This is a genomic window from Ensifer sp. ENS07 (genome assembly GCF_014852185.1).
GTDB classification, from domain to species: domain Bacteria; phylum Pseudomonadota; class Alphaproteobacteria; order Rhizobiales; family Rhizobiaceae; genus Ensifer; species Ensifer adhaerens.
In genome coordinates this window covers 304,929-330,459 of sequence record NZ_JACVBE010000005.1, presented here as the reverse complement: position 1 = coordinate 330,459, position 25,531 = coordinate 304,929, and the positions used below count along the sequence as shown (strand labels likewise).

At 63.2% G+C, this 25,531-nt stretch carries 23 protein-coding genes and 1 tRNA gene; 16 read left to right on the top strand and 8 right to left on the bottom strand.

The window, feature by feature from the left end; translation table 11 throughout:
• The first annotated feature begins 107 nt into the window (after positions 1-107).
• Both IB277_RS18820 and IB277_RS18815 read left to right on the top strand, forming a co-directional pair.
• Positions 108-1,271 carry a M20 aminoacylase family protein gene (locus tag IB277_RS18820; protein ID WP_034806520.1) on the top strand — a complete coding sequence of 388 codons (1,164 nt, stop codon included), beginning with the start codon at positions 108-110 and terminating at the stop codon, positions 1,269-1,271.
• A 19-nt stretch (positions 1,272-1,290) separates the two neighbouring features.
• Complete coding sequence (locus IB277_RS18815; RefSeq protein ID WP_034806518.1) at positions 1,291-1,755, top strand: Lrp/AsnC ligand binding domain-containing protein; 465 nt, start codon at positions 1,291-1,293, stop codon at positions 1,753-1,755.
• A 68-nt stretch (positions 1,756-1,823) separates the two neighbouring features.
• Here IB277_RS18815 and IB277_RS18810 read toward each other — a convergent pair whose 3' ends face one another.
• Entirely contained in the window at positions 1,824-2,876 is a 1,053-nt protein-coding gene (locus IB277_RS18810) for an NAD(P)-dependent alcohol dehydrogenase (protein ID WP_060518530.1), read from the bottom strand.
• Between the two features lie 217 nt (positions 2,877-3,093).
• Here IB277_RS18810 and IB277_RS18805 point away from each other — a divergent pair, with 217 nt between their 5' ends.
• A complete protein-coding gene (locus tag IB277_RS18805; RefSeq protein ID WP_090299906.1) occupies positions 3,094-4,032 on the top strand; it encodes an AraC family transcriptional regulator in 939 nt (312 codons plus the stop codon).
• 30 nt (positions 4,033-4,062) lie between these two features.
• Here the strand turns inward: IB277_RS18805 and IB277_RS18800 are convergent, their stop codons facing one another.
• Positions 4,063-4,497, bottom strand: a complete 435-nt coding sequence (locus IB277_RS18800) for an Lrp/AsnC family transcriptional regulator (protein ID WP_034806510.1) — start codon at positions 4,495-4,497, stop codon at positions 4,063-4,065.
• Positions 4,498-4,623: 126 nt separating this feature from the next.
• On the opposite strand from IB277_RS18800, the gene IB277_RS18795 reads away from it, so the two are divergent.
• Together IB277_RS18795 and IB277_RS18790 are read left to right on the top strand one after the other, a co-directional pair.
• Positions 4,624-7,680 (top strand): aminotransferase class III-fold pyridoxal phosphate-dependent enzyme, encoded by a 3,057-nt coding sequence (locus IB277_RS18795; protein ID WP_110819215.1) that lies wholly within the window; start codon positions 4,624-4,626, stop codon positions 7,678-7,680.
• A 106-nt stretch (positions 7,681-7,786) separates the two neighbouring features.
• Positions 7,787-8,809 carry an amino acid ABC transporter substrate-binding protein gene (locus IB277_RS18790; RefSeq protein WP_060518536.1) on the top strand — a complete coding sequence of 341 codons (1,023 nt, stop codon included), beginning with the start codon at positions 7,787-7,789 and terminating at the stop codon, positions 8,807-8,809.
• 99 nt (positions 8,810-8,908) lie between these two features.
• Here IB277_RS18790 and IB277_RS18785 read toward each other — a convergent pair whose 3' ends face one another.
• A complete protein-coding gene (locus IB277_RS18785) occupies positions 8,909-11,833 on the bottom strand; it encodes an aminotransferase (protein WP_090299910.1) in 2,925 nt (974 codons plus the stop codon).
• Positions 11,834-11,948: 115 nt separating this feature from the next.
• Entirely contained in the window at positions 11,949-12,692 is a 744-nt protein-coding gene (gene hutC, locus IB277_RS18780; RefSeq protein ID WP_034806500.1) for a histidine utilization repressor, read from the bottom strand.
• A 136-nt stretch (positions 12,693-12,828) separates the two neighbouring features.
• Between hutC and hutF the strand changes: the two genes are divergently transcribed.
• The 6 genes from hutF to IB277_RS18750 all read left to right on the top strand — a co-directional run bounded on the left by hutF (position 12,829) and on the right by IB277_RS18750 (position 19,149).
• A complete protein-coding gene (gene hutF / locus IB277_RS18775) occupies positions 12,829-14,205 on the top strand; it encodes a formimidoylglutamate deiminase (protein WP_090299912.1) in 1,377 nt (458 codons plus the stop codon).
• A 36-nt stretch (positions 14,206-14,241) separates the two neighbouring features.
• Entirely contained in the window at positions 14,242-15,276 is a 1,035-nt protein-coding gene (locus IB277_RS18770; protein WP_034806494.1) for an ABC transporter substrate-binding protein, read from the top strand.
• A gap of 143 nt (positions 15,277-15,419) precedes the next feature.
• Positions 15,420-16,277, top strand: coding sequence for a proline/glycine betaine ABC transporter permease (locus IB277_RS18765; RefSeq protein ID WP_034806492.1), 858 nt, complete (start codon positions 15,420-15,422; stop codon positions 16,275-16,277).
• Complete coding sequence (locus tag IB277_RS18760) at positions 16,270-17,097, top strand: glycine betaine/L-proline ABC transporter ATP-binding protein (protein ID WP_060518545.1); 828 nt, start codon at positions 16,270-16,272, stop codon at positions 17,095-17,097. The genes IB277_RS18765 and IB277_RS18760 overlap by 8 nt, the downstream gene beginning before the upstream one ends.
• The gene (gene hutH / locus IB277_RS18755) at positions 17,090-18,571 is read left to right on the top strand and encodes a histidine ammonia-lyase (protein ID WP_090299914.1); all 1,482 of its coding nucleotides are present in this window, start codon (positions 17,090-17,092) and stop codon (positions 18,569-18,571) included. Before IB277_RS18760 ends, hutH begins: the two co-directional genes overlap by 8 nt.
• Positions 18,568-19,149, top strand: a complete 582-nt coding sequence (locus IB277_RS18750) for a HutD family protein (protein ID WP_090299916.1) — start codon at positions 18,568-18,570, stop codon at positions 19,147-19,149. The genes hutH and IB277_RS18750 overlap by 4 nt, the downstream gene beginning before the upstream one ends.
• Before the next feature lie 21 nt (positions 19,150-19,170).
• Here IB277_RS18750 and IB277_RS18745 read toward each other — a convergent pair whose 3' ends face one another.
• Positions 19,171-19,611, bottom strand: coding sequence for an acetyltransferase (locus IB277_RS18745; RefSeq protein WP_089044557.1), 441 nt, complete (start codon positions 19,609-19,611; stop codon positions 19,171-19,173).
• A gap of 311 nt (positions 19,612-19,922) precedes the next feature.
• On the opposite strand from IB277_RS18745, the gene IB277_RS18740 reads away from it, so the two are divergent.
• From IB277_RS18740 to IB277_RS18730, 3 genes are all read left to right on the top strand, one after another.
• Positions 19,923-20,081 (top strand): hypothetical protein, encoded by a 159-nt coding sequence (locus IB277_RS18740; protein WP_156133954.1) that lies wholly within the window; start codon positions 19,923-19,925, stop codon positions 20,079-20,081.
• A 216-nt stretch (positions 20,082-20,297) separates the two neighbouring features.
• Positions 20,298-20,663, top strand: a complete 366-nt coding sequence (locus tag IB277_RS18735; RefSeq protein ID WP_090299918.1) for a hypothetical protein — start codon at positions 20,298-20,300, stop codon at positions 20,661-20,663.
• 549 nt (positions 20,664-21,212) lie between these two features.
• Positions 21,213-21,563: a hypothetical protein gene (locus tag IB277_RS18730; protein ID WP_146243018.1), complete on the top strand. Its 351-nt coding sequence runs from the start codon at positions 21,213-21,215 to the stop codon at positions 21,561-21,563.
• Between the two features lie 138 nt (positions 21,564-21,701).
• On the opposite strand, the gene IB277_RS18725 is transcribed toward IB277_RS18730, so the two are convergent.
• From IB277_RS18725 to IB277_RS18715, 3 genes are all read right to left on the bottom strand, one after another.
• Positions 21,702-21,778: transfer RNA gene (locus IB277_RS18725), tRNA-Met, on the bottom strand.
• 135 nt (positions 21,779-21,913) lie between these two features.
• On the bottom strand, positions 21,914-23,167 hold the full coding sequence (gene mnmA / locus IB277_RS18720; RefSeq protein ID WP_051659745.1) for a tRNA 2-thiouridine(34) synthase MnmA: 1,254 nt from the start codon (positions 23,165-23,167) through the stop codon (positions 21,914-21,916).
• A gap of 167 nt (positions 23,168-23,334) precedes the next feature.
• Entirely contained in the window at positions 23,335-24,084 is a 750-nt protein-coding gene (locus IB277_RS18715) for a LuxR C-terminal-related transcriptional regulator (protein ID WP_034806462.1), read from the bottom strand.
• A 478-nt stretch (positions 24,085-24,562) separates the two neighbouring features.
• Here IB277_RS18715 and IB277_RS18710 point away from each other — a divergent pair, with 478 nt between their 5' ends.
• Both IB277_RS18710 and IB277_RS18705 read left to right on the top strand, forming a co-directional pair.
• Positions 24,563-24,838: a DUF1153 domain-containing protein gene (locus IB277_RS18710; RefSeq protein ID WP_003527546.1), complete on the top strand. Its 276-nt coding sequence runs from the start codon at positions 24,563-24,565 to the stop codon at positions 24,836-24,838.
• Positions 24,839-25,044: 206 nt separating this feature from the next.
• Positions 25,045-25,326, top strand: coding sequence for a GNAT family N-acetyltransferase (locus IB277_RS18705; protein ID WP_060581188.1), 282 nt, complete (start codon positions 25,045-25,047; stop codon positions 25,324-25,326).
• Positions 25,327-25,531 lie beyond the last annotated feature (205 nt).

Genomic DNA, 25,531 nt, shown 5'->3' with positions numbered 1-25,531 from the left:
TAGCCTATATGGCGAGGAGATGGCAAAGCCCATTCACGGGCAGTCGTGCCAATCCACACCGATACGCAGATACAATTAGTGATCGAACAGACCGACAGGACGAAACGATGCCGATACTTAACCGTGCCGCCGAGCTCCAGAATGAAGTCACCGAATGGCGGCGCCACCTGCACAGGAATCCGGAGCTCCTGTTCGCGGTCGAAAATACGGCAGCCTTCGTCGAAAAGAAACTGAAGGAGTTCGGCGTTGACGAAATCGTGACGGGGCTTGGCCGCACCGGCGTCGTCGGCCTCATCCGCGGCAATCTCGGCGCGGGCCGCACCATCGGTCTGCGCGCCGACATGGACGCGCTGCCGATCACCGAGACGAGCGGCAAGGACTGGGCCTCTGAGACATCCGGCAAGATGCATGCCTGCGGCCACGACGGCCACACGGCCATGCTTCTCGGGGCGGCGAAGTATCTCGCCGAGACCCGCAACTTCGCCGGCCAAGTCGCGGTGATCTTCCAGCCTGCAGAAGAAGGCGGCGGCGGCGGCAACGAGATGGTCAAGGACGGCATGATGGAGCGCTTCGCCATTGCCGAAGTCTACGGCATGCACAACATGCCGGGCATGCCCGTCGGCCAGTTCGGCAGCCGCGTCGGCCCGATCATGGCCTCGACCGACGAGTTCACCATCACCATCAAGGGCCGCGGCGGCCATGCGGCCCAGCCGCACAAGACGATCGATCCGATCATCGTCGGAACGCAGATCGTGACCGCCTTGCAGACGATTGCGTCGCGCACAGTCGATCCGCTCGCCTCCGTCGTCGTCTCCGTCACCAAGTTCAATGCCGGTTTCGCCCACAACGTCATTCCGCAGGAAGCCGTGCTTGGCGGCACCGTGCGCACCCTCATGCCTGAGGTGCGCGAGATCGGCGAAAGCCGCATCCGCACGATTGCCGAGGGTGTTGCCCAGATCTACGGCGCGACCGTCCAGGTCTCCTACAACCGCAACTATCCGGTAACGGTGAACCATGCCGACGAGACCGGTTATGCCTTGCAGGCGGCAGCCGAGATTGCCGGTGCCGGCAATGTCCAGCCGTCGCTCGATCCGATGATGGGCGGTGAGGATTTCTCCTACATGCTGCTTGCCCGCCCCGGCGCCTTTATCTTCATGGGCAACGGTGACACCGCCGGGCTGCATCACCCGGCCTATGACTTCAACGACGAGGCGATCCCGCACGGCATTTCCTACTGGGTGAAGCTCGCGGAAACGCGACTTGCCGCCTGAGGCACGGTTGGGAGGCACGATGCATCAGATCGACAAGATTGACCGACGAATTCTCAACATTCTCCAGGCGGACGGCCGCATCACCAATCTGGAGCTTGCCGATCGCATCGGCCTGTCGCCGACCGCGACCAGCGAACGCCTGCGCCGGCTGTTGAAGGAGGGATACGTCTCGGGCTTCGGCGCGCGATTGGACCCGCAGAAGCTCGGCTTTGGGCTGCTGGTCTTCATCGAGGTCATGCTCGACAAGACGACGCCCGACGTCTTCGACCAGTTCGCCGCCGCCGTCAAACAGGCGCCGGCCGTGCTCGAATGTCACATGGTGGCAGGCGGCTTCGACTATCTGGTCAAGACGCGGTTCGAGGACATGGCGGCCTACCGCAACTTCCTCGGCCAGGTTCTCTGGACGCTCCCGGGCGTCAAGGAGACCCGCACCTATGCTGTCATGGAAGAGATCAAGAACGACGGGCCGCTGCCGCTGGTGTGAGCCTCTGTCGCAGAAAAATAGGAGAACGGCCCGGGATCTACACAGATCCCGGGCCGTCTGCTTTCAGCTTAGGCGGCGTCCTGCAGCGATGCCATGTCGATGACAAACCGATAACGCACGTCGCTCTTGACGACGCGTTCATAGGCTTCGTTGATCTCTTGGATGCGGATCGTTTCGATTTCCGAAACGATGTCGTGTTCGCCGCAGAAGTCGAGCATTTCCTGGGTCTCCTTGATCGAGCCGATCATCGAGCCGGAAATGCTGCGGCGCGCCGGCACCAGCGAGAAGGCATGCACCGGCACGGCGTTCTCCGGAATACCGACCAGCACCAGATCGCCATCGACCTTGAGCAGGTTGAGGTAGGCGTTCCAGTCGATCTCGGCGGCAACCGTGCAGATGATCAGGTCAAACGTGCCCGCCAGCGCCGTGAAGGTCTCGGGGTCGTTGGTGGCATAGTAGTGATCGGCGCCGAGCTTCAGCCCGTCTTCCTTTTTGGAAAGCGTCTGGCTGAGAACGGTCACGTCTGCGCCCATGGCATGCGCCAGCTTGACGCCCATATGTCCGAGACCGCCCATGCCGACGATCGCGACCTTCTTGCCGGGGCCGGCCTTCCAGTGGCGCAGCGGCGAATAGAGCGTGATGCCGGCGCAAAGCAGCGGTGCCGCAGCGTCGAGCGGCAGGTTCTCGGGGATCGACAGAACGTAGCCTTCCTTGACGACGATGCTGTCGGAGTAGCCGCCCTGGGTCGGTGTCTTGCCGTCGGCTTCGACGCCGTTATAGGTCACGACCAGGCCGGGCATGTAGTGTTCCAGATCCAGATCGCGGGTAGCGCAGGTGGTGCAGGAATCGACGAAGCAGCCGACGCCGGCGCGGTCGCCGACCTTGAACTTGGTCACCTTGGAGCCGACCGCCGTGACGATGCCGACGATCTCGTGGCCCGGAACCATCGGGAACGCCGAGTTGCCCCATTCGTTGCGGGCCTGGTGGATGTCCGAGTGGCAGACGCCGCAATATTTGATCTCGATCACCACGTCGTCGTCGCGCGGTTCGCGGCGTTCGAAGGTGAAGGGCGTCAGCGGCTTCGACGCATCGGTCGCCGCATATCCTCTTGCAATGGCCATCAGTCTGTCCTCATTTTGGGAAAGGGTGCAGGTCCGGAGGGAGCCCGGCCTGACGCATCAGGACTATGAGGGTGCGCACGCTGCAAGCGTTAGAGCGATCCTGCAAAGTTTTTGCACGATCCTACAAGATTGACAGCGACATCCTGGAGATGGCACGTCGAGACCCTATCTGAGCGTTGCCTCACACAACGCTAAGCCGCTGGAAAGACCTGAGATTATGACAGCCACGCGACAGACTGCCCGTCCCGAGATGATCGACGTCATTGCCCGGTTTGCCAAAACCGACGGTGATCACATGACGCAGATTGCCGGCCTGAGCCTGCACCGCCACGGCGGCGACGCCCCGGTTAACTGCTCCGCCTACAGGCCGAGTTTGGCGATCATCGTGCAAGGAGCAAAGCGCGTGGTTCTCGGCGAAGAGACGCTGATCTACGGCGCCTCGGATTATCTGCTGACGTCGATCGACCTGCCGGTTCTGTCCCAAGTCTGCCAGGCCTCTGCAGACGAGCCCTATCTCAGCATGGCCTTCACGCTCGATCCGGGTAAGATCCAGGCGCTGCTTGCGTCCCTGTCGCAGCTGCCGGCACCCGCCGCCTCCGTGCGCGGCATGAGCGTTAGCAAGATCACTGTCGAACTCGAAGATGCCGCACTTCGCTTGCTGCGTCTGCTCGAGCGGCCGGACGATATCCCTGCGCTGCTGCCACTGATCGAGCAGGAAATCCTCTACCGGCTTTTGACCGGGCCGCACGGCCATCGCCTCAGACAGATGGCGACGACCGACAGCCAGCCGCATCAGGTCGGCCGCGCAGTCGCCTGGCTGAAGGAACACTATTCGCGGCCCTTGCGGATCGACGATCTCGCTAACCGTGTTTCCATGAGCGTCTCGTCGCTACACCATCACTTCAAGGCGATCACCGCGATGAGCCCCCTGCAATACCAGAAACAGCTTCGGTTGCAGGAGGCCCGGCGGCTGATGCTGGAGGAGAGTCTCGACGCCGGCGATGCCGGCCATCAGGTGGGTTATGAAAGCCAGTCGCAGTTCAGTCGCGAATATGCCCGCCATTTCGGCGAGCCACCGATGCGCGACATCGGCCGCGTGCGCCGCTCGCTGCTCGAACGGCTTGCTCCGCAGGCGGAGCTGCTGAGCGAGGGCTGACGAGGCGCCCTCGGTTCCGCTGGCGGCGTATCAGCTTCGCTCGATATCCCGCCTAAGCACGATCGAGGTGGTCAGATCCTCGACATTGTCCATCGTCGCCACCTCGTTGCGCAGCTCGTTGAGCGCATTGATCGAGCCGACCTCGACCTCGACGACGAGATCCAGCTGGCCGCTGACGGAGGACACCTTGCGGACCGCAGAGAAACCGGCAAGCCGGTCGAGCACGCCGATCGATGGCGTGCGCTTCAGCGTCACCAGCAGAAAGGCCTGAATGGTGCCCTCGTCCAGCTGGCCGATATCGGCGCGATAGCCGCGAATGACGCCGGCCTTTTCCAGTCGCGTGACCCTCTCGGTCGTCGCACTTCTGGAGAGCCCGATCCGGCCCGCCAGCGACTTCATCGGGATCCGCGCCTCCTGCGACAGAATGCTGAGGATGGTGCGGTCGATCGCGTCGATGTCCTGCATGTCCCCTCCTCCGTGCCCGCCGACAAGATGACGGTTATTATAAACATAGTGCCGGTGCAACCGGCATATTGCCGGATGCATCGGAGCACAGCCCATGCAAATCTCGTCATCGAGATGAGGATCCCCATGAACGATATGCTGAAGACCACGCCCGACTTTTCGACCGAAGCGGCAGCCGCCTTGCTGAAGGAGCATTACGGCCTCTCCGGCGCACTCTCGCTGCTTGCCAGCGAACGCGATCAGAACTTCAAGGTCGAGGCTGAGGACGGCAGCATCTCCATTCTGAAGATCATCAATGGTGCCGAGCCCGAGGTCGAAAGCGATTTCCAGACCGCACTGCTCAGCCACGTCGGCGCCCATGCCGCCGACCTGCCGGTGCCGCATATCCGCCCGACGCTGTCAGGCACGAGCCTTGCTTCGACCACGAGCACGCGCGGCGTCACCCACCGCCTGCGGCTCGTCAGCTGGGTCGAGGGCCTGCCGCTTGCCGAAACCGGGCGCAACGATGCGGCGCTACAGTCGCTCGGACGGATGCTCGGCCGCTTCGATGCCTCGCTCAAGGGCTTCATGCATCCGGGCGCGCTGCGCGATCTCGACTGGGATATCCGCCATGCCGGCCGTTCGGCCGACCGGCTGCACCACGTCACCTCGGCCGAAGACCGTGCCTTGCTCGAACGCTTCCTTGTCCGCTTCGAAAAGACCGTGGCACCACGACTTGCAACCCTTCGTGCCGCCGTCATTCACAACGACGCCAACGATTGGAACGTGCTGGTCGATAAAGTCGATCACGACACCATTTCCGGCCTCATCGATTTCGGCGACGCCCTGCATGCGCCCGTGATTGCAGAGGTGGCGATCGCCGCCGCCTATGCCGGGCTCGACCATCCCGATCCGATCGGCGCCGCTGCGGCAATCGCCCGTGGCTTCCATGCGGAGTATCCGCTGGCGGAAGAAGAGGTCGATCTGCTCTTCGATCTCATCGCGATGCGCCTCGTCACGTCGGTCACGATCTCGGCGTCCCGCCGCGCCCATACCGACGACAATCCCTATCTCGCCATCAGCGAACGGCCGGCCTGGACGCTTTTGCGCAAGCTCGACCGGATGAACCCGCGTTTCGCCACCGCCATCCTGCGGCATGCCTGCGGCTTCGAGGCAACATCCGGCGCCCGCAAGGTTGCCGCCTGGATCAACGCGAACCGCAAGTCGCTGAAGCCACTGCTCGAACGCCCCGCCGCCACCTATCCGGCAGCGCTCGTCCCCTATGGCGACCCCACCCACCCGATGACGGTAAAATCCGCTGGCGAACAGCCGGATGAAGCCCAGGCGATCTGGGAAGACTATTGTCGCGCGCATGGCGTCGAACTCGGCATCGGACCTTTTGGCGAGGAACGCACCGTCTATGCCGGCGAGATGTTCGTATCGCGCTTCATCGACCACACCCGCCGCACTCGCCATCTCGGGCTCGACCTGTTCATGGCCGCCGGCACCAGGCTCTACACCCCGCTTGCCGCAACCGTCGTCAGCGTCGAGATCGAGAAGGACCCGCTCGGTTATGGCTGCCTGATAGCACTTCGCCATGAGCCCGAGGGATGCCCGCCCTTCGTCACGCTCTGGGGTCATATGGCGCACGAAGCCATGGGACGCATCAAGGCCGGCGACCAGCTTGCGGCCGGCGCGCTTGTCGGCGAGATGGGAGCGCCGAAGGAAAATGGCGGCTGGGCGCCGCATCTGCACCTGCAGCTTTCGACCGACATCGCTCTGTCGGCGACCGAAATCCTCGGCGTCGGCGAGCCGCAGTTCCTCGACGTCTGGGCCGAACTCTTCCCCGATGCGCGCACCTTCGCCGGGATCGCCGAGGAGTTCTACGAGAAGAAAGGCCGCTCGCACGACGAGATCGTCAAGCGCCGCAAGGAATTGCTCCTGCCGAACCTTTCGATCTCCTACGACAAGCCGATCAAGTTCGTGCGCGGCGAAGGCGTCTGGCTGATCGACGACAGCGGCCGCGCCTATCTCGATTGCTTCAACAACGTCTGCCACATCGGTCACGCCCATCCGGCAGTGGTCGAGGCGATGGCAAAGCAAGCGGCGATCCTCAACACCAACACCCGCTACCTGCACGACAACATCGTCGCCTATGCCGAGCGGCTGACGGCAACGCTGCCGAAGGAATTGACGGTCGCCGGCTTCGTCAACAGCGGTTCCGAGGCCAACAGCCTGGCGCTGAGGTTGATGCGCGTCCATACGGGCCGCGAGAATGCGATCACGCTCGACTGGTCCTATCACGGCACGACGCAGGAGCTGATCGATATCAGCCCCTACAAGTTCCGCCGCAAGGGCGGCAAGGGACCGAAGCCGCATGTGCATGTGGCCACCATTCCCGACAGCTACCATGCACCGGCCGACTGGCCGGTCGAGGAACACGGCAAGCGGTTTGCCGAAAGCGTCGCCGAACTGATCGCGACGATGAAGGCCAAGGGCGAAGGCCCGGGCTTCTTCATCGCGGAATCGATCCCGAGCGTCGCCGGCCAGGTGTTCCTGCCGGAGGGCTACCTGAAGGAAGTCTATCGCCTCGTACGCGAGGCCGGCGGCGTCTGCATCGCAGACGAAGTGCAGGTCGGTTTCGGCCGCGTCGGCAGCCATTGGTGGGCCTTCGAGACCCAAGGCGTCGTGCCTGACGTCGTCACCATGGGCAAACCGATCGGCGACGGCCATCCGCTCGCAGCCGTCGTCACCACCCGCGAGGTGACCGACAGCTTCAACAACGGCATGGAGTATTTCAATACCTTCGGCGGCAACCCGGTCTCCTGCGCCGTCGGTCTCGCGGTGCTTGACGTGATCGAAGGGCAGGATCTGCGCGGCAATGCGCTTTCGGTCGGCAACTATCTGATAGATGCCTTCCGCGCCATGCAGACCCGCTACGAGGTGATCGGCGATGTGCGCGGCATGGGTCTCTTCCTCGGCATCGAACTTGTCACCGACCGCAAGACCAAGGCACCGGCAACCGAATTCGCCCGCGCCGTCTCCAACGGCGCCCGCCGCCGCGGCGTGCTGATGGGCACCGAAGGCCCGCATGACAACATCTTGAAGATGCGCCCGCCGATGATCTTCTCGAAACGCGATGCCGATCACCTGCTCGCCGTGCTCGAAGAGACTTTTGCGGACGTCGCAAGGACGCTCGGTTAAGGCCGGGTCGAACAGCAGAAAAACCAAACGCAATGACCGGGGTGCCCGACACGCATCCCGGCACGAAGACGCATGCCCTAAAAACATCAATGAGGAGAACAGGACAATGAAACTTGGAGTGAAATTTGGAGTTCTGGCACTGGCGAGCACGGCGTTTCTTGCCGGCACCGCCGCCAACGCCGGCATGCTCGACGTCATCAAGGAACGCGGCGAACTTCGCTGCGGTGTCAGCCAGGGCGTGCTCGGCTTTTCCGCCCCCAACGACAAGGGCGAATGGACCGGTTTCGACATCGATTTCTGCCGTGCGGTGGCTGCCGCAGCGCTCGGTAATCCCGACAAGGTGAAATACGTACCGCTGTCGACCAAGGAGCGGTTCACCGCGCTGCAGTCGGGCGAGGCCGACCTTCTGTCGCGCCAGACCACCTGGACGCTGTCGCGCGACACCGATCTCGGCATGAGCTTCGTCGGCGTCAACTACTATGACGGCCAGGCCTTCATGGTGCGCAACGACCTCGGCGTGAAGAGCGTCAAGGAACTCTCGGGCGCCTCCGTCTGCACCGAGACCGGCACGACGACCGAACAGAACATGGCCGACTATTTCGGCGCCAACAACATCCAGTACCAGGTCGTCGCCTTCGAAAAGGCCGACCAAACGATCCAAGCCTTCAACACCGCCCGCTGCGACGTCTATTCGACCGACGCTTCTGCGCTTTATGCCCAGCGCCTGACGCTGAACGACCCCGATCGTTTCGTCGTGCTGCCTGAAGTCATCTCCAAGGAGCCGCTCGGTCCGGCCGTCCGCCAGGGTGACGATCAGTGGTTCAAGATCGTGCGCTGGACGCTGTTCGCGCTGACCGAAGCCGAAGAACTCGGCATCACCAAGGACAATGCCGCAAAGCTTCTCGAAAGCGGCACGAACGCCCAGAAGCGCTTCCTCGGCATCGAGAACGAAGCCGGCAAGTCGCTGGGGCTCGACCCGAAGTGGGCCTACCAGGTGGTTTCCGCCGTCGGCAACTATGGCGAAGTCTTTGAACGCCACCTCGGCAAGGACAGCCCGCTGAAGATCGATCGCGGTCTCAACAAACTCTGGAGCCAGGGCGGCCTGATGTACGCCCCGCCGGCACGCTGATCCCCAGGAGCAGTTCCGGCAAAGTCTCCCGTTTGGAATTGCTCATCCAAGGAAAAGCGCCAACGAGACGCCGCGGCCCTCCCCGCGGCGTTTTCGCCTTTACCAGCCCTCCTCCAGCACCCGGCCCAGCATGTCGGCGAAAAAGTCGGCGCTCTCGCGGGATAGGCAGAGCGGCGGCTTGATCTTCAGCACGTTCAGGTGGTCGCCGGTCGGCTGCATGATGACGCCGAGATCGAGCAGGCGGTCGCAGATCGCCGCCGTCTCCTCGGTCGCCGGCGACAGGGTCTCCCGATCGCGCACGAATTCGACGCCGAGATAGAGTCCCATGCCATGCACCGCGCCGATCAGCGGGAAGTGCTGCCCTAGCGCTTCGAGCCGCGCCTTCAGATAGCCGCCGACCACCTGTGCGTTTTCCGGCAACCGTTCTTCGGTCAGGATATCCAGGACCACCTGCCCGACGACGGAGCTCACCGGGCTGCCGCCCGAGGACGAGAAGAAGTACCCCTCCTTCTCCAGCGCATCGGCGATCTCGCGGCGGGTGATGACGGCGCCGAGCGGATGGCCGTTGCCCATGCCCTTGGCGACGGTAATGATATCGGGCACGACGCCCTGCTCCTCGAAGCCCCAAAAATAGTCTCCGAGGCGACCATAACCGACCTGCACCTCGTCGGCGATGCAGACGCCGCCGCGGGCCCGCACCATGGCATAGACCGCGTCGAGATAGCCCTTCGGCAGCGGAATACCGCCGGCATTGCCGTAGACCGGTTCGCAGATGAAGCCCGCGAGCTTCTCGTCCGCCGCGTCCAGCTCGGTCAGTTTCTTGACGACGGAGCGCACATAGCTGTCGGTCGTGTCGGCGCCGCGGAACTCGCCGCGATAGGTGTTGGGCGCGGTGACCGGATGTACCCAGGCCGGGCGGGTTTCGAGCGCCTGCGGATTGTCGGCGATCGAGGTCGACACTGCGTCGCTCGCGACCGTCCAGCCGTGATAGGCCTCGAGCAGGCTCACGATGTTGCGCGCGCCGGAATAGGCCCAGGCGAGCCGCAGTGCCAGATCGTTCGCCTCCGAGCCGCTGTTGACCAGAAACACCGTGTCAAGCCCATCCGGCGCGAGCGCTGCAAGCCGCGTCGAGAATTCGGCGACGGAGGCATAGTGAAAACGCGAATTGGTGTTGAGCAGCGACCATTGCCGCCCCACCGCGGCTGCAAGCCGCGGATGCCCATGGCCGAGAATGGTAACGTTGTTGACCATGTCGAGATAGCTGCGGCCCTCGATGTCGAACAAATGGTCCTTCCAGCCGCGCTCGATCTGCGGTGGTTTCAGGTAGTAGTTCTTCTGCGGCTTGGCGAAGTGCTGCTGGCGGCGGGCAAGCAGTGTTTCGCTGTGCGGCTCCGGCCCATCGCATTCGAAGCCGAGGACGCCGGCCGGCGACGGGCACAGGTGCTTCCACGCCGCCGCCTGACGCGGCACGACGAAAAGCGGAGGCACGAGACCATGCTCGCGGCAAAGCTGGACGCGGATCAGGCCGTAGGAGTGCTGTTCACCGGAGACGACGCCCAGCACGGCACCAGCAACGATCGTCTCCTCGAGGTCGGCACCGGCTTCCACGCCCTCGAGAAACAGGCTGGCTTCGGCCCCTTCGAGCACCAGCAGCCCGTCCCGCCGGACGATACGGGCGGCAAAGGGAGCGACAATCTCGCGACCGGCCTCCAGGCAAATGTCGACATGCAGTGCGAAGGTGGCATCGGGCTTCGGTGACCGCAACTGGGTCTCCGTCATCCGGTATTCGCCATAGCGCGTCGTCGCGATGCCGATTGCATGGGCGGCGTGTTGCAGCAGCGAGATCGGCAATCCCTGGTGCTGCCAGCGCTCCTCTGGCAACAGCGGGCTCAGGATCGAGAGGTCGATCTGGCGCACGTCAGTGGGGCCGAGCCCCTGGATGAGGCTCTCCCCGGTCACCTGGGCCGATACCGGCGCAAAGCCGACGGCCGAAAGAATGGCGTGCTCCATCAGCGCAGAAGGCACCGACGACGCGACCTCGAAGATCTCCCGCTCATGCGCGGCATTGCCCTCGACGTAAGCATTGTCGGGCTCGCGGGAGAGCTGGTGTTCGGAGCTTGCGACCAGCACCGCAGCGCGCGCGACGATCAGCGGCCAAAGCGCCTTCAGTTCCACCTCGGTCAACGGGCATGCCGCATGAAACGCCTTGACCGCGGGTAGGATGAACCACGGGTCTCCATCCGCATGATGCAGCAGCGAGGCGCAGGTGACAGCGAGTTCGGCAGCCAGCCAGCCATTGAGGATATCGCCGAAATCGATGACGCCGTCCGGCATCGCCCGGCCGGCGGCGTCGAGCCGGCTGACCACATTGTCGTCGGTGACGTCATGGTGGATCGCCTGGGTCCTGAGTTCAGGGGTAAGCGGCTGCAACCGCCGCATGGCGCCGACCATCACTTCAGCGATGCGCTTCTTGCGCTGCTGGTCCGCCATATCGGTAAGCAGATGCAGGACGACGGGGCCGGCGCGCCTCAGATCCCATTGCAGTTCCCGCTCGAGCCCCGGATGCTCGAAGTCCTCCAATGCCGACGCGAGCTGACCCGCCAGGCCGCCGAGAGCAGCCACGGCTTCGCGCGACAGATGTTTGCGCCGGGTGAGCGGTTCGCCTTCGAGATAGGTGAGCAAGCGGATGCGATAATCCGCGCCGCGGACGGCAACGCTCTCGATCGCCTCGCCCTTGAGAGAGGGCACGACCTCCGCAACGCGTGCCGTCGGCAGACGTTTGCCAAGGTGCCGCAAGGCCGCATTCTGCGCTTCCAGTTCCAGCGGCTCGTATTCCGCCCGGCATATCTTCAGCACATAGCGCCGCTCGCCGGTGTCGAGACGGTAGTTGCGGTCCTGCTGGCTGCCGAGTTCGCTGATCGTGCCCGACAGGCCATAGTGTTCGGCGAGCAGCGAACGCGCCTCCTCGGCTCCGACATCGGGTCTCGGGAGCTCGGTGCGAAGCTTCAGCGGGTCCTCAACCATGATCTCGTCATCCTCCCCTTAGGCGGTCGATCCTCCGAATCGACCGGAATGTTGTCGAGAATAGAGCGGGATCAAGGAAAAGATGTGCGGCTTCCCGATTACACCCACCCGCAACCTACTGCGACATGCCTTCGAGCCGATAGCGCGTGCCGGGATAGAGCAGCCGCGCTGTCGTCACATTGCCTGCGTCCGACCACGTGCGGCGCCGGATCATCAGGCACGGTTCGTTGCGGTCGATGCCGAGCAACTTGCATTCCCAGAGCTGCGGTGCGACCGCTTCGACGATCTGCTCGGTGCGGGTGATCGGCGCCATCGCCGTCAGATAGGCGTTCGGCGTCATCGCCTGGAAATCCTGCTCCAGATAGCGCGGGCAGATCGCCGGATTGACGAAACGATCCTCGATCTGGATCGGCAGGCCGTTTTCCGAGTGCACCATGATCGAATGGAAGACGCGGGCGCCGGTGGCAAGCCCGAGTGCATAGCCGATGTCAGGCGTCGCGACCTCTTCCTTGAGCAGCGTCATCAACGACGTATGGGCGTGGCCACGTTCATGGATCTCGTCGGCAATGTTGCGGACTTCAAGCAGCGCGGTGCTGCCCTTGTGCGCGGCGACGAAAGAACCGACGCCCTGCACCCGCGTGATCGCGCCTTCGGTTGCCAGTTCCCTCAGCGCCCGGTTGGCGGTCATGCGGCTGACGCCGAGGTCGGCAACGATCTCGTTTTCCGAGGGGATGCGATGATGGGCGGGCCATTCGCCGCTCTCGATGCGGCTGCGGATGAACTGCTTGACCGCCTCGTAGCGCGGCATCGGGCCGTCTTCGAAAGCGATTGTCTCGTTCCGTTTTCCCAGTGCCGTCATCAACTCAAGCCCCGCCTTTCCGCGCCGCCGAACAAATCATGCGCATTCGCCCTCGAATCTTTTCGTTCATTTCACGCTTGCGCGCCAGCGTAAAATATCTATAGTTCCATATACAACTACGTACAGGAAAATGCACATGGCTAGTTTTCCCGTCAACCGGATCTTTGCAGAACGGGCTCTCCTGCCCGGCGGCTGGGCCGAAAACGTCGCGATTTCGCTCGACGCTTCCGGTCGCACCGCAACGATCGAAACCGGCACCACCGCCGCTAGCGGCGACGAGCGCACGGCCGGCCCGCTGATCCCGGCGATCGCCAACCTTCACTCCCACGCCTTCCAGCGCGCCATGGCCGGCCTTGCCGAAGTGGCGGGCAGCGGTGACGACAGCTTCTGGACCTGGCGCGAGGAAATGTATCGCACCGTCGGGCTGGTAACCCCTGACGACGTCGAGGCGATCGCCGCCAAGCTCTATATGGAAATGCTGAAGGGCGGTTTCGGCCACGTCGCCGAGTTTCACTATCTGCACCACCAGGCCGACGGCACCCCCTATGCCGACCCGGCCGAAATGTCGCTGCGCATTCTCGCTGCCGCCCGCACGACCGGCATCGGCCTCACGCATTTGCCTGTCTTCTACGCCCACGCCAATTTCGGCGGCGTCGCGCCCAACCCCGGCCAGCGGCCGTTCCTGCACGATCCTGATCATTTCCTCGCACTGCTTGAGCGGCTCGCGCCGCTCTGCCGCGACGCCGGCCATACGCTCGGCTACGCCATCCATTCGCTGCGCGCCGCAACGCCCGAGGAGATGCGCATCATCCTCGATGCCGCACCCGTTGCCGGTCCGATCCACATCCATGTGGCCGAGCAGACCAAGGAAGTCGACGACAGCCTCGCCTGGAGTGGCCGCCGCCCGGTCGAGTGGCTGCTCGATGAAATGCCCGTCGACGCACGCTGGTGCGCAATCCACGCAACGCATCTGACGGAAAGCGAACGGCAGCGTCTGGCGCGTTCGGGCGCCGTTGCCGGTCTCTGCCCGGCGACCGAGGCCAATCTCGGCGACGGCATTTTCCCGGCGGTCGATTTCATGGCCGAAGGCGGCGTCATCGGCGTCGGCACCGACAGCCACGTGGCGACCAGCGTCGCCGAGGAGTTGCGGCTGCTCGAATACGGCCAGCGCCTGCGCGACCGCCGCCGCAACCGGCTGGCCACCGGGCCGGGCGCCTCGATCGGCCGAACCATCTTCGACGCGGCGCTCAAGGGCGGCGCCCAGGCCGCCGGTCAGAAGGCGGCCGGCATCACCGTCGGCGCGCGCGCCGATTTCGTCGTGCTTGACGGCAGCAATCCCTACATCGCCGCCGCCACCGACAACCAGATCCTCGACCGCTGGCTCTTTGCACTCGGCGGCGAGACTGTCCGCGACGTCATGGTCGCGGGCGCGTGGAAGATCCGGAACGGACGCCACGACCGGGAGGACGATATCGACCGCGCCTTTGCGCGGGTGCTGATGAAACTGAAGTAATCGTCAAAGCCAAAAATCAAATCAGGGAACAGCTTAATGTCGATCAACAAATTGAAACTCACCCTGGCCGCAACCGGCCTCGTGCTCGCGGCCTCCACCGGCAGCGCCAGCGCTTCGTATTGCGGCGACGGCAAGACCGTCATGTTCGCCGGCATCGATTGGGAAAGCGGCGCCTTCATCACCGAAGTGATGAAGACCATTCTTGCCAAGGGCTACGACTGCCAGGTGGATTCGATCCCCGGCAACTCGGTGACGCTGGAACAGGCAACCGCCAACAACGACGTCCAGATCTTCGCCGAGGAATGGCTCGGCCGTTCGGACGTCTGGAACAAGGCGGTCGAGGAAAAGAAGGTCGTCGCCGTCGGCAAGACCTTCGTCGGCGCCAGCGAAGGCTGGTTCGTGCCGGAATACGTCATCAAGGGCGATGCGTCGCGCAGCCTTGAAGCCAAGGCGCCGGATCTGAAGAGCGTGTCGCAGCTCTCCGATCCGAAGATCGTCGAGCTCTTCGCCGATCCGGAAGAGCCCAGCAAGGGCCGCTTCCTCAACTGCCCTTCGGGCTGGACCTGCGAGGGCGTCAGCTCCGCCAAGCTCGAAGCCTACAAGCTCGGCGAAACCTATGTGAACTTCCGCCCGGGCACCGGCACGGCGCTCGATTCCGCCATCACGTCCGCTTACCTCCAGGGCGAACCGATCCTCTTCTACTACTGGTCGCCGACGGCGATCATGGGCAAGTTCAAGCTCGTGCAACTCGAGGAGCCGGCCTATAGCGAGGAGTGCTGGAAGGAGCTTTCGAGTGCCAACGGCAAGCGCGAGCAGGGCTGCGCGTTCCCGTCGGTCGACGTCTCCTACGGCGTCAACAGCACCTTCGCGCAGGAAGCCCCTGAAATCATCGCCATCCTCGAAAAGGCGACTTTCCCGCTCGACGCCGTCAACGGCAGTCTCGCCTACATGGCCGACAACAAGGTCGACGCGACGGCAGCGGCCGCCGAGTTCCTGAAAACCAAGGCCGATGTCTGGGGCAAGTGGGTTTCCGACGAAGCCCGCGGCAAGATCGAAGCCAGCCTCAAGTAATCGCGACCAGCCGCTGACTTGGGCTTCATCGCCGCGTCTAGCGCGGCGATGAAGCCCGATCCGGCGGCCGGCCACATACCCGTGGCAAGTGCCGCCGGCGGCCGATCTGTGTCCGCTGGCAGCCCGAGCAAGGAACGCATCCGATGTTTCCGGATTCTCTCAATCTCTCCATTCGCGGGCCGGTGAACGATTTCATCCAGGCGCTGGTCAGCGGTTATGGCTGGGTCTTCAAGGCGATCAGCGCCGTCATTCTGAAAGCCGTTCTATTCATCGAATGGATCCTGCGCGGCCTGCCCTGGTGGGTCGTCATCCTGATCTTCATGGCGCTCGCCTGGCAAAGCTCGAAGCGCTGGACCCTGACGGTCGCCGTCGGCGTGCTGCTGTTCTTCGTCGGCGTGCTCGGCCTCTGGGACCTGACGATGCAGACGCTCGCCCTGATGCTGATGGCAACGATCGTCTCCGTCGTCATCGGTGTGCCGATGGGCATCTTCGTCGCCAAGAGCCGGACCGTGCGCAGCATCACCCTGCCGGTGCTCGACGTCATGCAGACCATGCCGAGCTTCGTCTACCTGATCCCGGCCTTGATGCTCTTCGGCCTCGGCAAGGTCCCGGCGATCCTCGCCACCATCATCTATGCCGTGCCGCCACTCATTCGCCTTACCGATCTTGGCATCCGCCAGGTCGACCATGAAGTGGTGGAAGCAGCGACCGCTTTCGGCGGCAGCCCCAACCAGATCCTCTTCGGTGTCGAGCTGCCACTCGCCACGCCGACAATCATGGCCGGCCTCAACCAGACGATCATGATGGCGCTGTCGATGGTGGTCGTCGCCTCGATGATCGGCGCCCGCGGCCTCGGCGAGCAGGTGCTGAACGGCATCCAGACGCTCGACGTCGGCAAGGGGCTGGAAGCCGGTATCGGCATCGTCATTCTCGCGATCGTTCTCGACCGCATCACGCAAGGCTTCGGCAAGAGCCGGACGGAGGATCCCCGCAATGGCTGATATCGAGATCCGAAACGTCTACAAGATCTTCGGGCAGGACGCGAAAGCCGCGCTCGCCATGGCCAAGGAAGGGCTCAACAAGTCCGAAATCCTCGCCCGCTCCGGCTGCAGCGTCGGCCTCAACAATGTCAGCCTGACGATCGGCGCCGGCAAGATCTTCGTAATCATGGGGCTTTCCGGCTCCGGCAAGTCGACCCTCGTGCGCCACATCAACCGGCTGATCGAGCCGACCAGCGGCGAAGTGGCGTTCGACGGCAGCAACATCCTGGACCTCGACGCCAAAGCGCTGCGCACCTTCCGGATGCACCGCGTCAGCATGGTGTTCCAGAGTTTCGCGCTGATGCCGCATCGCACCGTGCTGCAGAACGTCGTCTACGGCCAGCGCGTGCGCGGCCTGCCCAAGGCCGAGGCCCGCGACATCGGCATGAAATGGATCGAGACCGTCGGCCTTGCCGGCTACGACGCCAAGTACCCGCATCAGCTTTCCGGCGGCATGAAGCAGCGCGTCGGCTTGGCTAGGGCGCTGGCCGCCGATACCGATGTGATCCTGATGGACGAGGCCTTCTCGGCACTCGACCCCTTGATCCGCGCCGACATGCAGGACCAGTTGCTGCAGTTGCAGCAGAACCTTTCAAAGACCATCGTCTTCATCACCCATGATCTCGACGAGGCGCTGCGCATCGGTTCGGAAATCGCCATCCTCAAGGACGGCCAGGTGGTGCAGGTCGGCACGCCGGACGATATTCTGGAACGGCCGGCCAACGATTACGTTGCCCGCTTCGTGCAACGCCGACAGGGACGACCGGAAGCCCATGAGTGAGAATGTAGTCCTCGATGCACCACTGACCTGGAAGCAAATCGCAGCGGTCGCCAATGGCGCACCGCTCGCGCTTTCCGATGCAGCACGCCAGCGCATCGTCCACGCTCGCCGGGTCGTCGACGCTCTGGTCGAGCGCGGCATCCGCGGCTACGGCATCAACACCGGTGTCGGCGCGCTCTGCGACGTCGTCATCGACCGCGAGAACCAGCAGGCGCTATCGCGCAACATCATCCTCAGCCATTCCTGCGGCGTTGGCGAACCGCTCGCCCGGCCCGAAGCCCGGGCGGTGATGGCCGCCCAGATCGCCAACTTCGCCCACGGCTATTCCGGCGTGCGCATCGAGACGGTCGAGCCGCTGCTGGCACTGCTCAACGCCAACCTCATCCCCGACATCCCCTCGCGCGGCTCGGTCGGCTATCTCACCCATGCGGCCGCAATCGGCCTCGTGCTGATCGGCCACGGCACCGTCGATGACGGCAAGGGCAAGATCAGCGGCGTCGAGGCGCTCGCGCGGATCGGCCTCAAGCCGCTCAGGCTCGAAGCCAAGGAGGGCCTGAGCCTTGTCAACGGCACGCCCTGCGCCACCGGCCTTGCGGCATTGGCACTGTCGCGCGCTACGCACCTCTTCGACTGGGCGGATGCCGCCGCCGCGATGACCTATGAAAACCTCGGCAGCCAGGCGAATGCCTTTGCCGCCGGTCCATTGGCGCTTCGCCGCTCCAAGGGGCTGGATGAGGTCGGAGCATCCCTGCGCGATTTTCTTGCCGGCAGCCCGATGCTCGCCGAGACCGCGGGCACCCGCACGCAGGATCCTTTAAGCCTTCGTGCCGTGCCGCATGTCCATGGCGCTGCCCGCGATGCACTGGCCCACGTCGCCGACGTCGTTGACCGCGAGCTTGCAAGCCTCACCGACAACCCGGCCGTGTCGGGCACGCCCGAAGCGCCGGAGGTGCATTCGCAGGCCCATGCGGTCGGGGCTGCCCTCGGCCTTGCCATGGACAGCCTGGCCGTCGCCGTTGCCGAAGTCGCTGCCATCTCCGAGCGCCGCATCGACCGGCTCGTCAATCCGCTGGTGAGCCGCCTGCCGGCCTTCCTCGCCGGCGATAGCGGTGTTGCCTCCGGCTTGATGATCGCCCAGTACACCGCCGCTTCCCTTTCCGCTGAAAACCGGCGCCTCGCGGCCCCCGCCAGCCTCGATGGCGGCATCACCTCGGCGCTGCAGGAGGACATCCTGACGCATGCGACGCCGGCCGCCTGGAAGGCACTTGCCATCGCCGACAACCTCGAAACGATCCTTTCGATCGAACTGCTTGCGGCGTCGCAGGCCTATGACCTGCAGCCGCGTGGCCGCGCCGCACGCACCGACGCGCTTTACCGGCGCATTCGCTCGGAAATCCCCACCTATGCCGACGACCGGCCGCTCAACGGCGACTTCGCCCGCATGCGCACACTGATCGAAGGAGGCACGCCATGAAGGTGCTGCGCGCGAAAGACTACAAGCGCATGCCCTGGAAGAACGGCGGCGGTGAGACGGTGGAGATCGCCATTTTCCCCGAGAAGGCGTCGCTTGCCGATTTCGACTGGCGCGTCAGCATGGCGACCGTCGCCACCGATGGCCCCTTCTCCAGCTTCCCCGGTATCGACCGCACGCTGTCGATCCTTCAGGGCAAGGGTATGCGGCTGATGATCGAGGGTCGCAGGCCCGCTTTGATGACCGGCGAGACGGCGCCGCTCCCCTTCCCGGCCGACGTCGCAACATCAGCGACCCTCGTCGACGGTCCGATCGTCGACCTCAACGTCATGACACGGCGCGGCAGGCTCACGCACTCGGTTCAGCGACTGGCACTCGATCATCCGCGCAGGGCAGAAAACCTGGGGGGCACGACCCTCGTGCTATGCCACGGCGGCGCCGTGCGGTTGACCGCAAGTGACGCCACGGCCGACCTGGCAGCGGGCGACACGGCCGTGCTGACGGGCGCAGCCTCCTTAACCATCGAACCGGCGGCCTCTGCCGTCCTCTTCCTGATCACCATCGACAAGCCGGCCGCCTGATCGGGCGCCGTCTCGCGTCGTTCAGCCGCGCCTCAGATGCAGCAGGGGATAGGGCCGGCCTGCATCGTCGACAGGCGAACGCCCGACCACCTCAAAACCCATTCGCCGATAGAAACCGGCGCCGGACACATTCTGCTCGTTGACGTCAACCGTCAGCACCGGATGCAGGCTCATCGCATGCTCGACAAGCCGCCGACCGACGCCAGCGCCGCGCGCCTCGGCGTGGACGAAGAGCGAGTCGATCTGCGCCCCACTCATGCCCATGAAACCGAGCGCCAGGTCATTTTCATCCGCGGCAATCCAGAACTCGGCGGCCGGCAGATACTGGTCGCGCACCAGCACCTCGATCGCAGCAAAATCCTCCGGCGTCAGGAAATCATGGGTGGCGACAACGGCGCTGCGCCAGATCTCGAAGGTGCGCGGAAAATCGGATGGACGGGAGGGGCGGATGGAGATGGTCATGATGCAATCGCTTCTGAAAATGCGGCAGCGCGAGGCGTGCCGCGCGTCCGGCTGTGGCCAACGCGACTTTGCGAGGGCGTCAGCCTGTGAAGATGTCCGGTCCTGATCCGGTCCCGGACCGCGCACCTTATCCGCAGCCCCGACGATCGCAAGCGATCTCCGCACCTGCGGTTTTCAGGCCACGCCGGTTAAGAATTCAGCAACCATATTCCATGTTCCCCGGGGAACAGCACGATTGACGCCACACGATAGTCTCCATGTCACGGTTCTTAGTCACACATCAACGAACGCAGGGACTGGAGGACAAGGACATGATCAAAACCGCTTTCGGCGTCAACGTCACCGTACTGGTCTTCTCGATCACCGTGATCGCCATCATGCACTTCGCCCTGTCCCAATATCGCGCAGCCGAAATCGCCAACATCGACCTGCCGGACTACACGACGATCACTTCGTCGATTCATCGCTGAGGCGACCTACCCCGCGGCGGCAGCCGGGCAGCATGCCCGACTGGTTTCTACGCACACCCTCTCAAGCCGCATCTGCAGGCGCTGCCATCGATGATGGCGGCGCCTTTTGCATCGATCATCGGCTCCATGTATGGCCAGAGGGATTATGATAGGGAACGCTGACTGAACGAATCGCCGCTCAAGACAGCATTAGCAGCATATCCAGGAAGGCCCGAAATGACGGATCCGCAAAACGAACTGAAACTCAGCGCGTTCAAGTTCCACGAGCAGGCCGTCCGCGCCTCCGTCGGCGGAAAACCGCTCGCACTCGATGTGTTGGAACTCGGCGGCGAAATCCTGGTGGTACTGACCTGGCTCGGCAATTCCGAAAGAGGCCTGCGCAAGCCGGAATACGTCCTGCCCCTGAGCGCCGTGGCGCATCAGGCGCTGAGCAACGATCAGGACGCCAAATACAAATGGGCCATCGGCGCCCCGCTGCCGCAATCGCTCTTTGACGGCAGCGCGTCAAGGCAGTTCCGCAGACAGTTCGGGGTCAAGAGCGGACCGGCGCTGACATTGCCCTTGAAGCCGCCGCACCATTGACGGCGATTGTGCGTGCCTCAGACGAGCGCTTTCGTGCCAGATCTCCCTCATCAATCATTGCAATCTTAAAATCGTTAGAGATTGATGCCGTAACCGGCCAGCCACGAGCAGTCATCTCCAGATTGCGGAATGGAACCGTCCCCGCTTACCATGCGTAGGATGGGGATATGCCTATGAACGACAGAGGCTTCTACATTCCGGTTCTAAGCGCGCTGACCTTGGCCGCCTTTGTACTGCTTATTCGCTTCTTTCCAGATGTGACGAACTGGGAGCTCTGCGAAGCGTCGAGATGCACCGTACAGGATTGGCTGGCAGCGACGGCCGGCGGGTGGGATTTCTCGCAGCCGCGGTCGGCGCATACTTCGTTTATCACCAATTGGCGGAACAAAGGCGACAACTGCATTCGCGCTCGGAGATGGCGATCCCGTCTTTCAGGTCCACGTCTACGCTTTCGACCACACACGTGCGGTTCTGCGCTTCATCAATTGGAACAGGCGTACCCTCGCCATTCACCGGATCAGGATCCGGTGCGCGGATGTCGCAATTCCCATGCCGATCAAGTTTCGCTGGTCTGAGGACCAATTCACGCCCGGCGGAGTCGTCAACGACTGCGGGATCAATGCGGCAGGATGGCTCAACACAGTGCCTGGCGTAGAAGGCTGGATAGACAGACAAGGTCGTCCAGATATCTTCGACTTCCAACTGCTCTTCCAGGAAGAAGTTGAAGACTTCATCGAACTCATTGGGGGTCTTAGCACTACAACGATCGCTGAGATCATTGTAAACGGACAATATGAAGACGGTACGGAAAGACCGATTGATTTTAGGCTGAGGGTACCCGTCATCGATTTCCTGCCGAACACCGCAGCACGTGTACATTTGCACACTGCGGATGGCTAAGAGCATTCAAACAGAGTGCCCGCTTGGCGCCTTTTCAGCAACTCATCCAGCGCGCGTAATGAATCGACCACCTCATTCGCCCCGAGGTGGTAACGCATGCCGTACAAGCAAACTATTATCGATTCACTCGGGAACAAATGGTAGCGGAGGAGGGATTCGAACCCCCGACACAAGGATTATGATTCCTCTGCTCTAACCTACTGAGCTACTCCGCCGGGTACCGCGTCAGGGCTTCGAAGTGGAAGCCGTCTTGACTGGACGGGCGGCTTATACGGCCCGCTTCCGCCCACTGTCAACCCAAGTCTCCGGGAAAATGTGAAGTTTTCACAACAGCCCGGAAATCAAGGGCTTCAGGCGGCTGCCTGCGCCGAAAGCAGCGCCTTCAGCGCGGCTTCTGCGCCGGCTTCGCGTTCCGATTTGCGAATAAATCCGCCGCCATAAACGCGCGCATCCTCGCCGACGCCGGAATAGAGTGCGCAGGCTTGGCCGGGTGCAATACCGGCTTCGCCTTCCGCAAGCTCCACATAGATGCCCTCTTCGTCCATCGCGAGCACGGCAGGCGCCGGCTGGCGGGTGGAGCGCACCTTGGCGAAACATTCAAAGCCCCGCGCAGCGGCCACTTCGACGTCCTCATCACCCAGCCAGTTGACGTCGCGCAGGTAGACGCGGCGCGTTTCCAGCGCCTCCTTGGGGCCGACGATGACGCGGCGCGAGCGGGCGTCGAGATAGACGACGTAGAGCGGCTCGCCGGTCGCAACGCCGATGCCGCGGCGCTGGCCGATCGTGTAGTGCAGGATGCCCTCATGCGTGCCGAGCACGCGGCCGTCGAGATGCACGATCTCGCCGGAAAGCGCTGCATTCGGCTTCAGCTTCGACACGATGTCGCTGTACTTGCCCTGGGGCACGAAACAGATGTCCTGGCTGTCTGCCTTCTGGGCGACGACGAGGCCCATCTCCTCGGCGAGCTTGCGGGTCTCGGCCTTGGAGAGATGCCCCAAGGGGAAGCGCAGATAGTCGATCTGCTCCTGCGTCGTTGCAAAGAGGAAGTAGCTCTGGTCGCGATCGGCATCCGTCGGCCGGTAGAGCGCCCGCTGGCCGGCATAGCGCGGTTTCGGGCTCGGGCGCGAGCGGATGTAGTGGCCGGTCGCCAGCGCATCGGCGCCAAGCTCCTTGGCGGTTAAAAGCAGGTCGGCAAACTTGACCGTCTGGTTGCAGGCAACGCAAGGGATCGGCGTTTCGCCGGCGATATAGCTTTCGGCGAAGGGATTGATCACCGTTTCGCGGAAGCGCGCTTCGTAGTCGAGCACGTAGTGGGGAATGCCGAGGGTTTCGCAAACGCGGCGTGCATCGTCGATGTCCTGGCCGGCACAGCAGGAGCCGGCACGGTGCACGGCGGCGCCGTGATCGTAGAGTTGCAGCGTGATGCCGAGAACGTCGTAGCCCTCGCGTTTGAGCAGGCCGGCAACGACGGAACTATCGACGCCACCGGACATGGCAACGACGACACGCGTATCTTCGGGCTTGCGGTCAAAATCGAGACTGTTCACGGGATCCAATCCGGCCTTCGGGCGGCAACCTTGCGCCTGCCCTGTTTCACGCTTCATGCGATGCTTTGCCGAGGAACTCTCGGCCCACGGCATCTTCGGCTCCGCGGCGGCCGGCATCAATCGGATGCATAGAGCGCGCCGCAGTACTTTCAGTTCCGCGACATATAGAAACTTGTCCGTCCGGCGGCAAGGCCGGCCGCTGCCGCTGCCCGGCCTTAAAGGCGTCAGATCAGCTTCAATCGCATGGCGCGGGCAATCGCCTGCATGCGGTTGACGGCATCGAGCTTGCGGGTCGCGCTCTTGAAGTAGCTGCTGACCGTGTAGGTCGAGATCCCCAGGATGATGCCGATCTCGTCGCTGCTCTTGCCGGCAGCCGCCCAGCGCAGACATTCCAACTCGCGGCTCGAGAGTTTTTCACGTGCCGTATTGCCGGTGTCGAAGGTGCGCTCCAGGCATTCGAAAAGCTGGACCAGCGTGAGATACAGCGTCGCCCGCTCGACGCCGGCAGGTGCCTCGCGACGGCCCGAAAGCATGGCGATGAAGGGATCGCCGCCACTCGTGTGCAGCAGCACCGCGAAATGGCGCGCCATCTCCGGATGGGCCAGCAGGCGGTGCACCATGGCCTCGTCCGCGGGCTTGGCCGCAACATCGAGCAGCTCGGCCCCGCCGGTCACCGGCAGCTTGGTGAACCGCAACTTTTCGACCAGCCCGCTCGACTGGAAAGTCTCGCAGGCGTCGTACTGGCGCACCAGTTCGGACGGCCAGTTGCTGAGCACTAGCCGCTCGGAAAAGCGCTGCTGTTCGGCCAGCGGCATGCGCGCGATCATGAAATGGCCGAAGCCATAGCGCGCGATCAACCGCCGCATGAGATGCAGAAGTTCGTACTCGGTGCGGACGGTGGCCGTATCGATGTCCGAAAACATCTCCACCGTTTCAGCCTCGCGCAGCAAGGCCGGTTCATGCGATTCCTTCATCTGCGATCACCACATCCCCGGCGCCACCGCACCGGTCGAGAGAAATACAAACAACGCCCCACATCTTCAGGAGCATGAAATTCACCCGACAGGCGAAATAAAACTGCCGCTCCCGGCCTGCCCGCGAAAGAAACGCGCCCGGTTGTGAAAACTATGACGATGCACCAAGAATGAATGCGGGAGCGTACATACGACGCTCATCCTTATTTCGGGGCTTCGTTACCAAAAATTTTAGTTAAAGTGAAATGTGGTATTTGCATGGCTCCCATGTCAATTCCGCGAGAATCCGGATTGTTCTCAAGCGTTTCCACAAGTCGGGGAAATATTGCCCCAAGATCTAAGGGGCGCCACACGCGGATAAAAGCCCACCGGAAGTGTCTCAAATTATGAGCAAATTGTTACTTGACGCTTAGGCAAATGTTAAATGTGGCAGGCTAAGGTCACGGTCATATGGTCTTGAGTTTGTGTAGAGAGTCCCATGACCGAAATGATGCGACCACGCGTGAAATATGTCATCGGCCCCGATGGCAGCCCTCTGACGATTGCGGATCTGCCGCCGGCTAATACCCGGCGCTGGGTGATCCGCAGGAAGGCTGAGGTTGTTGCCGCCGTGCGCGGTGGCCTGTTGAGCCTGGAAGAGGCGTGCGAACGCTATACCCTTACCGTCGAGGAGTTCCTGTCCTGGCAGTCCTCGATCAACGATCACGGTCTCGCCGGCCTGCGCACCACTCGCATCCAGCAGTATCGCCACTAGTTCGCCCATCACAGGGCCATAGGTCGCGCGGCGGCTCCGGGTTTCCCGGGGCCGCCGCCGTCGTTTTTCCAGGTCCCGCGCGCACCGGCATTGGTTGCGTTTAACGAACGCTCTGTCCTCCGGCGATGGCGGGGCAGGCGATTCCGATTTGCGGAAAACTGCGCTAGCTTCCACGCAGACAAACCCGTTCATCAAGGAAGGCTGCCATGGAAATTATGCACGAGGAAACCGGATCGCACGGCCGCTACTCGACATCAGTCGAAGGCCATACCGGTGAAATGACCTATTCGCGCACCTCGCCTCAACTGATCATCGTCGATCATACGCTCGTTCCGGATGCTCTGCGCGGCAAGGGTGTCGGCCAGGCGCTGGCCAAGCATGCGATCGAGGAAGCCCGCAAGGGCGGCTGGAAGATCATTCCGCTCTGCCCTTTCATGAAGGCCCAGGCGATGCGGCATCCCGAATGGCAGGATGTCATCCAGGGTTGAGACAACCGCGGCAGCCACGGCACAAATCTTAAATCGAAATCGCGACCTTGGCGCGTCTTGAAAGAGGCGCGGCCCTGCAGGCCTCAAAATGAGAAGACCCGCCCGGATGCCGAGGCATCGGGCGGGTCTTTTTGTCTTGTCACGATCGTGCCAGATCGGATCATGCCAGCCGCATGATCCGTCAAGGATGGAACCATCTGCTCCG

Bases quoted from the DNA above. Each gene is read 5' to 3' on its own strand.
- IB277_RS18805 (WP_090299906.1), top strand. From the start codon at position 3,094: ATGACAGCCACGCGACAGACTGCCCGTCCCGAGATGATCGACGTCATT.
- IB277_RS18710 (WP_003527546.1), top strand. From the start codon at position 24,563: ATGACCGAAATGATGCGACCACGCGTGAAATATGTCATCGGCCCCGAT.
- IB277_RS18785 (WP_090299910.1), bottom strand. From the start codon at position 11,833: ATGGTTGAGGACCCGCTGAAGCTTCGCACCGAGCTCCCGAGACCCGAT.
- IB277_RS18705 (WP_060581188.1), top strand. From the start codon at position 25,045: ATGGAAATTATGCACGAGGAAACCGGATCGCACGGCCGCTACTCGACA.
- IB277_RS18820 (WP_034806520.1), top strand. From the start codon at position 108: ATGCCGATACTTAACCGTGCCGCCGAGCTCCAGAATGAAGTCACCGAA.
- hutC (WP_034806500.1), bottom strand. From the start codon at position 12,692: ATGACGGCACTGGGAAAACGGAACGAGACAATCGCTTTCGAAGACGGC.
- IB277_RS18740 (WP_156133954.1), top strand. From the start codon at position 19,923: ATGATCAAAACCGCTTTCGGCGTCAACGTCACCGTACTGGTCTTCTCG.
- hutF (WP_090299912.1), top strand. From the start codon at position 12,829: ATGGCTAGTTTTCCCGTCAACCGGATCTTTGCAGAACGGGCTCTCCTG.
- hutH (WP_090299914.1), top strand. From the start codon at position 17,090: ATGAGTGAGAATGTAGTCCTCGATGCACCACTGACCTGGAAGCAAATC.
- IB277_RS18770 (WP_034806494.1), top strand. From the start codon at position 14,242: ATGTCGATCAACAAATTGAAACTCACCCTGGCCGCAACCGGCCTCGTG.
- IB277_RS18790 (WP_060518536.1), top strand. From the start codon at position 7,787: ATGAAACTTGGAGTGAAATTTGGAGTTCTGGCACTGGCGAGCACGGCG.
- mnmA (WP_051659745.1), bottom strand. From the start codon at position 23,167: ATGAAGCGTGAAACAGGGCAGGCGCAAGGTTGCCGCCCGAAGGCCGGA.
- IB277_RS18735 (WP_090299918.1), top strand. From the start codon at position 20,298: ATGACGGATCCGCAAAACGAACTGAAACTCAGCGCGTTCAAGTTCCAC.
- IB277_RS18745 (WP_089044557.1), bottom strand. From the start codon at position 19,611: ATGACCATCTCCATCCGCCCCTCCCGTCCATCCGATTTTCCGCGCACC.
- IB277_RS18750 (WP_090299916.1), top strand. From the start codon at position 18,568: ATGAAGGTGCTGCGCGCGAAAGACTACAAGCGCATGCCCTGGAAGAAC.
- IB277_RS18810 (WP_060518530.1), bottom strand. From the start codon at position 2,876: ATGGCCATTGCAAGAGGATATGCGGCGACCGATGCGTCGAAGCCGCTG.
- IB277_RS18760 (WP_060518545.1), top strand. From the start codon at position 16,270: ATGGCTGATATCGAGATCCGAAACGTCTACAAGATCTTCGGGCAGGAC.
- IB277_RS18800 (WP_034806510.1), bottom strand. From the start codon at position 4,497: ATGCAGGACATCGACGCGATCGACCGCACCATCCTCAGCATTCTGTCG.
- IB277_RS18715 (WP_034806462.1), bottom strand. From the start codon at position 24,084: ATGAAGGAATCGCATGAACCGGCCTTGCTGCGCGAGGCTGAAACGGTG.
- IB277_RS18795 (WP_110819215.1), top strand. From the start codon at position 4,624: ATGAACGATATGCTGAAGACCACGCCCGACTTTTCGACCGAAGCGGCA.
- IB277_RS18765 (WP_034806492.1), top strand. From the start codon at position 15,420: ATGTTTCCGGATTCTCTCAATCTCTCCATTCGCGGGCCGGTGAACGAT.
- IB277_RS18815 (WP_034806518.1), top strand. From the start codon at position 1,291: ATGCATCAGATCGACAAGATTGACCGACGAATTCTCAACATTCTCCAG.
- IB277_RS18730 (WP_146243018.1), top strand. From the start codon at position 21,213: ATGCCGATCAAGTTTCGCTGGTCTGAGGACCAATTCACGCCCGGCGGA.